9 protein-coding genes and 1 pseudogene are annotated in these 11,927 nt (G+C 33.1%); all 10 read right to left on the minus strand.

Annotated elements, in window-relative coordinates:
* Positions 1–246: 246 nt before the first annotated feature.
* Positions 247–765, minus strand: coding sequence for an azurin (azu, locus tag FHP04_RS08220; RefSeq protein ID WP_139855620.1), 519 nt, complete (start codon positions 763–765; stop codon positions 247–249).
* Positions 766–1,295: 530 nt separating this feature from the next.
* Positions 1,296–3,674, minus strand: coding sequence for a GumC family protein (locus tag FHP04_RS08225; RefSeq protein WP_139855621.1), 2,379 nt, complete (start codon positions 3,672–3,674; stop codon positions 1,296–1,298).
* Positions 3,675–3,677: 3 nt separating this feature from the next.
* On the minus strand, positions 3,678–4,436 hold the full coding sequence (locus FHP04_RS08230; protein ID WP_139855622.1) for a polysaccharide biosynthesis/export family protein: 759 nt from the start codon (positions 4,434–4,436) through the stop codon (positions 3,678–3,680).
* A gap of 65 nt (positions 4,437–4,501) precedes the next feature.
* Positions 4,502–6,469, minus strand: a complete 1,968-nt coding sequence (locus FHP04_RS08235; RefSeq protein ID WP_139855623.1) for a polysaccharide biosynthesis protein — start codon at positions 6,467–6,469, stop codon at positions 4,502–4,504.
* On the minus strand, positions 6,469–7,611 hold the full coding sequence (locus tag FHP04_RS08240) for a DegT/DnrJ/EryC1/StrS family aminotransferase (protein WP_139855624.1): 1,143 nt from the start codon (positions 7,609–7,611) through the stop codon (positions 6,469–6,471). Before FHP04_RS08240 ends, FHP04_RS08235 begins: the two co-directional genes overlap by 1 nt.
* 325 nt (positions 7,612–7,936) lie before the next feature.
* Positions 7,937–8,559 (minus strand): annotated as a pseudogene (locus FHP04_RS08245) (sugar transferase).
* A complete protein-coding gene (locus tag FHP04_RS08250; protein ID WP_139855625.1) occupies positions 8,549–9,160 on the minus strand; it encodes an acetyltransferase in 612 nt (203 codons plus the stop codon). Before FHP04_RS08250 ends, FHP04_RS08245 begins: the two are co-directional and overlap by 11 nt.
* Before the next feature lies 1 nt (position 9,161).
* Complete coding sequence (locus FHP04_RS08255; RefSeq protein WP_139855626.1) at positions 9,162–9,764, minus strand: sugar transferase; 603 nt, start codon at positions 9,762–9,764, stop codon at positions 9,162–9,164.
* An 82-nt stretch (positions 9,765–9,846) separates the two neighbouring features.
* Positions 9,847–10,938 carry an EpsG family protein gene (locus tag FHP04_RS08260; RefSeq protein WP_139855627.1) on the minus strand — a complete coding sequence of 364 codons (1,092 nt, stop codon included), beginning with the start codon at positions 10,936–10,938 and terminating at the stop codon, positions 9,847–9,849.
* Between the two features lie 288 nt (positions 10,939–11,226).
* A complete protein-coding gene (locus FHP04_RS08265; RefSeq protein WP_139855628.1) occupies positions 11,227–11,898 on the minus strand; it encodes a hypothetical protein in 672 nt (223 codons plus the stop codon).
* Between the last annotated feature and the right edge of the window lie 29 nt (positions 11,899–11,927).

Raw genomic sequence — 11,927 nt, forward strand, 5'->3', positions numbered from 1 at the left:
ATTGGAGAACGCTAAACTTTCCGCTTTCAAAATCTGCAACAATCCTTTTTTTAAATTCAATTGAGTATTTACGCTGCTTGCGAATACTCCGTACATTTGCTTTCATAGGTTCTCACTCGTTAAGTGGTCAACCTATATCAGAGACGTACACACATCTCAAATCTAAAATCTAGAATCTCAAATCTGTCCACAAAAAAAGCCACATCTAATATGCAGCTTTTTTGTAATAATTATAGGCGCTATAGTTTATTCAACAATAAACTTTCCTTGCATAAGCGCGTAATGCCCAGGGAAGGTACATAGAAAGGTATAGGTACCTGCAGCAGGCGCGTCAAACTCTATGGTAGTTGTTTCTCCTCCACCAATCATTTCGGTATGGACGATAAACTTATCTTTCATATCTGCAGGGATATAGTCAGTTTCCTTTGCTAAGGCTGCAGCTTGTCCCACTGTAGCCATATCGGCGTCTGCAGTAAGTAATGCCCAGTTATGTCCCATTACATCTTCAGACATTTTACCTACGTGCTTAAGTGTAAGTTTTACTTTTTGCCCAGCTTTAACGCGAATTTCACTCTTGTTAAATTTCATTTGGTCGTTTCCTTCTATAGTAACAACAGCTAAATTAGGATCTGCATTAATATCTTCAGTAACTTCTTTCTCTACTGTTTTCTGAGTACCAATTTTCATCTCAGTTTTTTCTTCTTTTTTATTATCCCCGCAACTCATAACTAATGCAGCAGCAAAAATTAATAATAACTTTTTCATGGTTTAAAATTTTATGGTTATACCTAAACAAAGCTAACCGCTATAATTAGTATTTCAAAATTCAAACATCAATTCTTTGAATTATTATGAAAACTATAACAAATTTTTGGTTTTAAAATGAGGATTAAATGGAATGGGAGTTAGGAGTTAGTTTTTAAAGTTATGAGTGCAGAGTTATGAGTTAAGATTCAGAAATTATGAATGCAGTTCTAACAATTATGAATTATGAGGTTAATCTTATAGTTCAGAGTTCAGAGTTCAGAGTTAGGAGTTTAGAGTTATGAGTTTAGAGTTATGTTAAATGCTAGTTGAAGGATGATGGGTGGTAATTGTAATTATTTGAGAAAAGTCTAGATTCTAGATTCTTGGCTCTTACATCCTATGTCCTATGTCCTACGTCATAGGTCTTAATTCTTAGGTCCAATAACTTGTTTCTAAAACAACAACAAATCACCGACAATCCATAAAAAAATCCGAAACAAGCCTAAGCCTATTTCGGATTTATTTGTAGTTGTAATTATTGTGATAAATTATTTTCCAAACACCCTTTGCCAGAAAGTTTTCTTCTTCTGACCATAAGTATATCCATATTTGTTACCATAGCCAAAATTTGCAGCAGAAACATTATTAAGAACAAATGAAACGTTTTGTAGTTTTTCATTCTTTTTATTTTCTAACGGGAAACCGAGTAGTTTTTTTTCTGTATACCCAGCTCTAAGTGTATATATTGTAATATCGGCATATTTATTTATGAGCAGTGTATCTGCTACCAACATAGCGGGCGCAGTATCTACCACAACATAATCAAATTTAGCAGCCAATTCTTTAAACATTTCACCTGCTCTATCCTGCATCCACAATTCAGCAGGGTTGGGAGGTATAGTCCCTGACATCATTAACGATAAATTTTTATTATCATTGGCAGGTTGTAAATAGTCATCTATAATTGTTTCGGGATAAACTAAATATTCAACAACCCCACTTTTATTATAATCACCCACAACATATCGTTGAATTTGTGGATTTCGAATGTCTGCCCCTACTAAAACAACTTTTGACCCTCCATTAGCCAAGGTAACGGCTAGATTTGACGAAACAAAAGTTTTTCCTTCTCCTTTGACTGTTGAAGTAACAAAAATAACCTTTCCCTCCTCTTCTTTATCTATTTTTTTGAGCATTAAGTATTTTAAGTTTGTGCTCAATATTCTAAAAGACTCCGCCAATATAGAAGTGTCATTTGTAGTAATTAATTCATTCTCTTTTTTACTAACTTCAGGAATTTCCCCTACAATTGCTATATCTCCACCATTTTTTTCAACAAATGCTCTATTTCTAATTTTATTATCTAAAAGTTGTTTTAAATATACAATTAGCATTGGTAATAAAATTCCGAGAAAAACAGCTCCTATATAAAAAATGGATCTTTTTGGAAACTCTGGGATTGATTGGCTATATGCAGCATCTATTACTTTTGCTTCTGGTGCTGTAACTGCCATAGTTATAGCATTTTCTTCACGTTTCTGTAATAAGTATAAATAAAGTGCTTCTTTCACTTCTTGCTGTCTACTTATACCCCTAAAGGTTTTTTCCTTCTCAGGAATTTGATAAATTTCGGAGCCTATTTTACGCATTTCTTTGTTTACCTCCCCAAGACTTATTCTAAGGTTGTTTTCAGCATTTTCCATGCTTTTTAAAACGTTTCCTCGAAGTTCTTCAATTTGTTGATCAAGGCCAACCACCATAGGGTTTTTGGTAGTACTGCTTTGTAGTAATCGATTTCGTTCTAATATTAATTGGTTGTATTTATCTACCTCGCCCACAAAGCCATCTTCACCCACTCCTAAGTTTGCAGGTAGTAAATCTGTATCTGAACTATTTTCTAAATAATCCATCATTGTATTCACTAAAGCAATTTTAGTCTCTAATTCTATTTGTTGCTTATTAACTTGACTAGCACTTTGGAGGAAAATCTGACTCTCAGCTTCTATATTGGTAAGACGATTTTTTTCTTTAAAATCTACTTTACCCGTTTCAACACTGTCTAATTCATTTGTAATAATTTCAAGCCTACCTTGAATAAAAGTAGCAGTGTTTTGAGCAATTAAATTACGATCCTCCATAGAATCCATATTATATTGCTTTATTAGCTCATCGAGAATCGCTCTAGCTTTCTCTGGAAGTGTACTTGTCATTGAAAGTAGAATAACACTACTTCTATCTGTCATAGAAGAGACTTGTATAGAGGAACGAACATTAGCTGCTACATGATCTCTATTTCTTATATGGACACGAATTTCAGGAAAACCTCCTTCACTTTCAGCTCTTTTTAAATATTCAACGTTGGGAGTAACTAATATATTTCCCCACTCTAATTTTACTATTTCACCAAAAGTATAAATACCTATTTCATTTTTAGAAGCATCTTTTAAACTAAACTCAGTAATAGAAGTAGGTTCGAAATACAGAGCTCCATTAGGTGTACTCATTTGCTCTGGTGTAGAAATAACTTTTACCGTAAAAGGCTTATTATTAAATATTTCAGAATCTAAAATTTTCCCTTCAATAAAATACGAAACAGTTAAGTTTAACTTATCTACAACTCTCTCACTAAGACTTTTAGAATTTAAAACAATTTTAATGTTTTCAAAATCTACAACATTCATCATATCCACTAGCCCCAAATCAGTAAAAGCTCCTAATTCTGAAGCAGATCGACTCCCTTGATTTTTTATTAAAATAGTGGCAGTAGTAGAATAAGCTGGTGGGGTGTATCTAAGATATAGTAAAGCAGCAGTTAAGAAAATAAAAGTTGTTATTAAAAACCAGGGCCATTGTCTTAGATAAATTTCAACATGTTCTCTTATTGATAAGTCTTGTGTTTGATTTGTGTTTTGAGGTAGATCTTGCATATTTTACTTTATAAAAACAACAATTATGGTAATAATTAATGATGCTACACTTACGATAGTTCTAATGTAATTGTTATCGTTATAAGATTGTACAGCTGCACTATTAGGCTCAACATAAATTAGATCGTTTTGTTGTAAGTAATAAAATTCACTTTCCATAATTTTAACATCTCGTAAGTCTAAATAGGCATATTCTTTTTTACCATTTGTCTCTCTCAATACCAAAACATTATCTCTTTTTCCTTGAATATGTAAATCCCCGGCAAGACTTATCGCTTCAGGTAAGGTTAATCGCTCTCCTTGAACAGCAAATGTGCCTGGTTGATTAACTGCACCTAAAACGCTAACTTTAAAATTAAGAATATTTATTGTTACTATAGGGTCTAAAATATACTCAGATATTCTCTTGGTAAGATATTCACTTAATTCTGCTCTTGTAAGACCTGCAGCTTTTACTTTTCCCAAAACGGGAAAATTAATAGTACCATCTGCCCCTGTTAAATAGCCTTGATTTTGAGCCAGTACTCCCCCACTCGACTCTAATACCAAATTAAAGGGTTTTACCGCTGAAGGGTCATAGGCAGTAACCGTAATACTTAAAATATCATTGGGTTTAATTTTAAAATTATTTTGCACACTATCAAGTTGTTCTAACGCATCGGGTAGGTTTTGAAAATACGCTATTTCTTTTCTAGAAGCACAGGAAGCAATAAGAAACAGTAACAATATAGGAACTAATACCTTAATCGAGATTCTTTTCATTTATAATAATTTATTGCAAATATAATTTTTTATTGATAGCGTTAAAATTGTAATCCAAATAGAATTTATCCACTTTGTTTATCTAAAGTTGAATATTCCGAATTTTGGCTTACAAATTCTGGCACTAATATTTTAAGCTTTTTAATGATATTCTTCTTCTTACCCACACTATCCGCCATAAGTTCTAACTCATCAATAGCATTGCAAATAACGGAATAATCATTAGGCACTGTACTACAAACCATAATTTTTGGATGGTAAGTTGGAAGTGTATTTTCTCCGTCTATTAAAAGTTCCTCATACAATTTCTCGCCTTGCCTCAATCCCACTATCTCAATAGGAATATCTTTATAGGGTTTAAAGCCACTTAGCTTAATCATTCGTTCGGCCAAATCTAATATTTTAACAGGTTTCCCCATATCAAAAACAAATATCTCTCCTCCTTTTCCCATGGTTCCCGCTTGTAATACTAGCTGACAAGCTTCTTTAATAGTCATAAAATAACGAATAATATCTTTATGAGTAACCGTTACAGGACCACCATTTTTAATTTGCTCTCTAAAAAAAGGAATTACCGAGCCATTACTGCCCAATACATTTCCAAATCGCGTAGTGATAAATTTAGTTTTTATCCCCGGAGTACGTTGTAGTGATTGTACAAACATTTCAGCAGCCCGTTTTGACGCCCCCATCACGTTACTCGGGTTTACTGCCTTATCGGTAGAAACCATTACAAAACGTTCACATTCGTACTTTACAGAAAGCTCTGCCAAGGTACGTGTTCCTACTATATTTGTTCTAATAGCCTCCCTAGGATGACGCTCCATCATAGGTACGTGTTTATATGCCGCTGCGTGATACACTACGTCAAACTTAAACTTTTTAAAAATCCCTTCCATTCTCCCTTTCTTGGTTACATCGGCAAGGAAAATGCTGTAATTAAGATGCGGGAAGTTGTTTTTTAAATATATCTCTACCCCGTGTAACGGACTTTCGCCATTGTCTAAAACCACTAATAATCTAGGATTTAGTTCAGCTATTTGTCGAACTAATTCACTTCCTATACTTCCTGCTCCTCCAGTAATTAGAATCGTTTTATCTTTAAGATCTTTTGATATTAGCTCTATATCTGTTTCAATTACACTGCGCTCCAAAAGGTCCTCGATTCTAAGAGGGTCAATCTTTAATGGTTTTTTTGAAATATCACTCCATTGCTCTGGCAATGATAAATTATAAACTTCAAGCCCTACAGAAAAACACGCTTCGGCAATAGCGTTTCGTTCGTCAACGGAAAGCAAATCTCCAACGAACAACACCCCATCTGCATTGTGCTTAGATTTGGTCGATTCTAAGTTTGTTTCAATATCATCATCGGTATAACAAACAGGAAGATTCAAGATTTTAAATCTCTTTCGCTTTTCTTTGGTAGTTAAAAATGCTACTGGTCTATAAATAGAAGCAGAATCGGACAAAATAGCATGGGATAGCGAAATTGTTTTATCGTCAATTCCCAATACAATAACGCGCTTTTTTAAACGGCCCGCAGTAGCTGCAGCGCGAAGAAAGCGATACATTTCCTTAATGGTAATTCTAAAGGCAAGTAATATGGTTAACGATAAAAAGGTGTAAAGTAATATGGTGGTTGTAAGAAATAGCTTCGTACCATTAAAATAATAAAACACCATATTTCCTGCCATAGTAATAGCTAGAAATGCCAAGGTAGATTTCACAAAACGATACACATCGGCAAAGGTGCTATGCCTAATAATCCCAGAATAAGTTCGGAATACAATAAAGCACAAAAAGTGTAGGCCTATTAGCACTAAAGCTTTTTGTGGAATTGATAAAAATTGATTGAAAAATACTGGAGTTTCACTTAAGATAAGCCAAGTAAGCAAAAAGGAGACGCCACAAATAGAAAGGTCTATTAATGCCACTATCCAACGCGGTAAATAGCGTTGTCCTAAAATAAAGTCTCTAAACCTACTGTAAAGTCTAAAGGCAAGAAAAGTAAATTTTCCTGGCATTTTCATTATACGCTATTTTTTAAATAGTTAATAACGGTCTCAGTAATCCTTGATCTATCTGCATCATTTAAATTACTTCCTGAAGGCAAACACAAACCAGTTTCAAAAAGTCGTTTCCCTACCCCATTTACATAGGAAGGTGCATCCTTAAATACAGGTTGTAAATGCATTGGCTTCCACAAAGGTCTTGCCTCGATGTTTTCAGTTAATAAAAATGTGCGTAGGGCTTCAGGATTTAATTTTGCTGTGGTATTTGTAAATGTAATACAACTCAACCAATGATTGCTGTAAACTTTTTCATTTGTTTCTTTAAAAACCTCTATTTCGTTTACATCTTTAAAAAGATCTTGATAAAATAAATTCATATCCCGTCGTAAGGATACGTGTTTATCGAGAACCTCCATTTGTCCGCAGCCTATTCCAGCGCTTACATTGCTAAGCCTATAGTTATATCCTATTTCAGAATGCTGATAATGTGGTGCGTCATCTCTAGCTTGTGTTGCTAAAAATATAGCTTTGTTTTTATGAGCAAGTTTTTTTGAAACTAAAGCTCCTCCACCTGAAGTGGTTATTATTTTATTCCCATTAAATGACAAAATAGAAATATCACCAAAAGTTCCGCATTTTTGCCCATTATAACTACTCCCTAGAGCTTCAGCACTATCCTCAACAATAGGAATATCATATTTATTAGCAATTGCTCTTAAGGCTGTTACTTTATATGGCATACCATATAAATGAACGGCCACTATAGCTTTAGGCTTTTTTCCTTTCGCTAGACGATCTTTTATTGCTGTTTCCAATAATTCAGGACACATATTCCAGGTTTCCTCTTCGCTATCTACAAACACAGGAGTTGCGCCTTGGTAAAGAATTGGATTGGCAGAAGCTGAAAACGTCATACTTTGACACAGAACTTCATCCTCTTTTCCCACTCCTAAAATTATTAATGCTAAATGAATTGCCGAAGTTCCAGAACTAAGGGCCGCTACATGACTTCCTGACTGTAAATACTGTTCCAATAACGATTCAAATTGGGAAACGTTTGGCCCTAAAGGTGCTATCCAATTTGTGTGAAATGCTTCTTTTACAAAGTCTAATTCACTACCGCCCATGTGGGGTGAGGAGAGGTAAATCTTATCTTTCATTAATTATAGAATAATTGAAAACTACTTCTTGTGAAGTTACATTAATTTTTGTTAAACACCTCACGTATAATAAGTTTCAGTTAGATGACTCTTTTGCTTAAATAAACAGGAATCAGGGAGGTTGCAAAGATATAAATTATTTACCCAAATTCACCAACAACATACTACTACTCAACAAATAGTTTGGAAACAATTAACTAATATTAGCAGTTTAAGATTATAAGTCTTAAATTTTTTACGTCATATCCCTCAAATCCTAAGTCATTTTTCTACGTCTCAAGTCTCAAATCTCAAGTCTCAAATCTCATATCTTACTTCTAATCTCCTACGAACTAAAACATAGGACTAATTCTAAAATAGGAATTCTTTGCTTAAAAATTAGGAGGAAATTAAATTGGAAATTATTTTTTTTTGTAGACGCTAATAAAATTTTAAGATCTTCCTTTAGTGAACGTTTATAATAATACTCTAAATTCATCGACACTTTATCTGGAAAAATTATATTGTTATTATAATACTGGGCATTGTCTTGAGACTTTAATAGAGTTTCTTCATTGTAATACTTTAGCGCTGCCCAGCTAAATAATCCAGGTTTTAGTGTAATAATTTTTCTAGCCTCACCCTCTAAGGTATCATAATATCCCGGAATATCTGGGCGTGGGCCTACAAAACTCATTTGCCTAAAAGAATATTCACTAATTGGGGAAGTTCGTCTAATTTATATTTTCGCAAAAAATTCCCAAAAGTAGAGATATCTCCATCTTTTGAAAAGGTTCGTATTTTAAATATTGTAAAGGGTTTCCCGAATTGACCTATACGCTTTTGTAAGAATACACCTTGACTTTTTGTATCTATGGAAGCTATAATGATTAAAAATAAAATTATTAAACCAAAAATTAGCAGACCAATCACTGAAAAGACTAAATCAAAAAGTCTTTTAGTTATCATTATGGTCTGTATACTTAATAATTTTCGCTGGCACGCCTACAACAACTGCAAAATCAGGTACATCTCTAATAACTACAGCTCCTGCACCAATTATCGCCCACTTTCCGATTTTTATCCCTTGTAAAACACTAGCGCCTATACCGATGTGTGCTCCTTCCTCCACTTCAACCTCACCTGCTAAACTGGAATTTGGAGATATATGAACGAAATTATTTATAATGCAATCGTGTTCTAATACAGCCCCACTATTTATGATACAGTGTTCTCCTATAGTTACATTAGCGTTAATTACTGTATTCGCCATTACAACGGTACCCACACCTAAAGAGGATCTTTGTGATATACTTGCTGTTTTATGAAACAACCTTCCAAAAGAAACTTTTAATTTTGAACTTAGAATTTTTCGAGTGTTATTATTCCCAATTGAAATCACCCAATTATTATCAGTTTCAGTGTTCACACTTAAAAACTTTTTCACAGGAATCTCGAAAATAGTATCAGTTTTAGGATTATCGTCGTAGATACAAAGTATCTTTTGATTTATCGACTCTGCTATATCGATAACAGATTTACAATGCCCACTTGCCCCGTATAGAATCATGCTAATTTCCTTTAAATGATTCGGCAGTAACTTGCCCTTCTTGACTAATCCCTTCTTTTATAAATACTTTCTTAATCGTCATAAAAAATATTTTTACATCAAGAAAAAAAGTTTGATTGTTGACATACCAAACATCATACTCGAACTTTTTTTCCCAAGACACAGTGTTTCTCCCATTTACTTGTGCCCAACCTGTTATCCCTGGCTTTACATCGTGACGATGGCGTTGAATCTCATTATATAAAGGCAAGTACTCTGGTAATAACGGTCTTGGCCCGATAAAACTCATATCGCCCTTAAGCACATTAATAAGTTGTGGAATTTCGTCTAATGAGGTTTTTCGAACGAAGCTCCCAATTTTTGTTAAGCGAGCGGAATCAGGTAAAAGATTCCCTTTAGAATCTTTTTTGTCGTTCATGCTTTTGAACTTAATTATTTTAAAAATTCTCTCGTCCTTACCCGGTCTGCGCTGAAAAAAGAAAGGCTTGCCATTATTTGCAATAGCCAAACCTAGAGTAACTACTAGAAATATTGGAGATAAAACGACCAACCCTATAAAGGCAGCTAAAAAATCGAACAATGGTTTTAATATATTCTTATACATTAATTCTATAAAATATATAATTGATAAAGCACATAGCTCTAAATTATGAATTATTCACTATTAACAACTCTTTTTAAATTATCTATAAACCTACTAAAATAAAATTCATTAAAAATGTAAAAGAGTAATATGCTACTAATAGTAAACCTATTTTTTTATGTTGTTTGTCGACAATATATTTTTTTAATAAAGGATAGAGAATTACTAAGCTAATCATAAACCAGGATAAGTACGCAAATCTGTTTGAAAACTGAGCACGAATTACCAAGATCCAAAAAGCATTTGTCAAAATATAAGTGTTAAACAGCCAAAAATAAATTTTGTCTTTATATTTTCTCTTAAAAATGTAGAACCAACCAGCAAAAACTGCCGTAGCACTATACAACAAAAAATCCCAACGGAAGCCTGAACTCGCGAACTCAACATTATATACATTTTCTTGTGTTAAGTAACTTGTCCTTTCGTCAAACCCAATACTTGCAAAGAGATTAATAAAAGCTCCTCCCGCAATTAGTGATAATGGAATACAAAATACCCAAAAGTACATTAAAACCTTAGGGTTATTGTAAAAATTTGCCAGTAAAAAAGCAGCGGCGGGTAATGCCATTGATTTATGAATATTGATTGCGATTAAAATTATAATTACTTGCCAAATTTTTTTCTCTCGAGACATCCCCCATAAAAAAATTGACCCAGCAATTCCATTTCTAATACCATTTGTGCCATAAGTCCAAAAAGAAAAAGACGTTACTAAAAACAAAAATGCATAAAACCAATAATCCTTAAACCATTTTTTACTAACAGCTATTAAAGGAAGTATGTATAGAATTACACAAAGAAGAAAATAAATTCTTGCATTTACAAATTGTGAACTTATCTTAGTGAAAACTTGGAAAAGGATATCATTAGGTGAGGTTATTTGTCCACCATTCTGATAATACACAAACCGTTTATTGTATGTTAACATATCGACAAACACTCCACTAATTGGTCGCAAACCCATATAGAGAATAATAAATATTAGGTAAGTCCAACCCATTACCTTCATATATCTAAAATTCTCATTACTATTAATAGCATTACTTTGAGAATGAATAAAGGTTATTAATACCAAAAATAGCAAAATAATATAGTGTGTAGGTGTATAAACCTCTATTGGAATCCAATCAAACATATATTAAGTAAAACATTAAAAGGGTTTATTATTTAGTTAAAAAAACACTATTGACTGTAAATAGCTTTAGAAAACAAACCCATCTAAACAGGTTATTTACTTTTCTTCACACCAAGTTTTCGAAGATAAGTATTTGTTATATTTTTTATTATAAAATCAATTTCAAAAATTCAAGTATCAATTAGAAGTTGAAAACAAAAAAATGGTCCTTTTTGAAATTCAAAAAAGACCATTTTAAATCATACTATATACATGGCCCAAAGCCAATTAAATTTTTTTATTGAAAAATTAATCCTCATAATACCAATCTGCGTGCTCTTCTCTATTTCCAAAGCTGACACTTAGACCTAAACTTAAATTCACTAAACCACCTGTTTCGTGCTTATAACCAAGGTCGAAAAGCTCACCTCCATAAGAGTAATGCTGCTTGATATTAGCCATATAAGATATATCTGCAAACAAAGCAAAATTATCAGAAATTCTAAATTGAGGCGTAAATCCAACAATAATATTTCCTATGTGATCTGTTCCTTTTGAACCAGATGGATTAGCAAAAGTAACACCACCACCTAAGTGAAATAAAAGACCTATATTTTCTTTAAATTCGCCTTCAACATTGGCTACCTTCCAAACATTGGCAACCCCTTCAATTGCTACTCTATTAAATTTCACACCACCCTCTACAATTTCACTTGGATTTTCAAAATTTAAGAATGAATAATGTGCTCTTACACCATAAGTATCGGTTATCATATAACGAACTCCAGCTTGAAATTGCTTAAATGCCCCGTCATAATCTCCTAAATCCACAAATTTATTTGGAGCTAAAGGAACGTGATATCCTGTTTGGGCTTCTATAGACCAGTTATTATATTGTCTATCACCTTTTTGTGCTGTTGCTGTTATGCCAATCAATAAGAATGCGGCAATGGAAAAAAACTTGATATTCACTAACTTCATGTTGATTAGTTTAAATGTATTATAATTTT

It is taken from the genome of Aequorivita sinensis, from assembly GCF_006346335.1.
GTDB lineage: Bacteria > Bacteroidota > Bacteroidia > Flavobacteriales > Flavobacteriaceae > Aequorivita > Aequorivita sinensis.

Bases quoted from the DNA above. Each gene is read 5' to 3' on its own strand.
- azu (WP_139855620.1), bottom strand. From the start codon at position 765: ATGAAAAAGTTATTATTAATTTTTGCTGCTGCATTAGTTATGAGTTGC.
- FHP04_RS08225 (WP_139855621.1), bottom strand. From the start codon at position 3,674: ATGCAAGATCTACCTCAAAACACAAATCAAACACAAGACTTATCAATA.
- FHP04_RS08230 (WP_139855622.1), bottom strand. From the start codon at position 4,436: ATGAAAAGAATCTCGATTAAGGTATTAGTTCCTATATTGTTACTGTTT.
- FHP04_RS08235 (WP_139855623.1), bottom strand. From the start codon at position 6,469: ATGAAAATGCCAGGAAAATTTACTTTTCTTGCCTTTAGACTTTACAGT.
- FHP04_RS08240 (WP_139855624.1), bottom strand. From the start codon at position 7,611: ATGAAAGATAAGATTTACCTCTCCTCACCCCACATGGGCGGTAGTGAA.
- FHP04_RS08250 (WP_139855625.1), bottom strand. From the start codon at position 9,160: ATGATTCTATACGGGGCAAGTGGGCATTGTAAATCTGTTATCGATATA.
- FHP04_RS08255 (WP_139855626.1), bottom strand. From the start codon at position 9,764: ATGTATAAGAATATATTAAAACCATTGTTCGATTTTTTAGCTGCCTTT.
- FHP04_RS08260 (WP_139855627.1), bottom strand. From the start codon at position 10,938: ATGTTTGATTGGATTCCAATAGAGGTTTATACACCTACACACTATATT.
- FHP04_RS08265 (WP_139855628.1), bottom strand. From the start codon at position 11,898: ATGAAGTTAGTGAATATCAAGTTTTTTTCCATTGCCGCATTCTTATTG.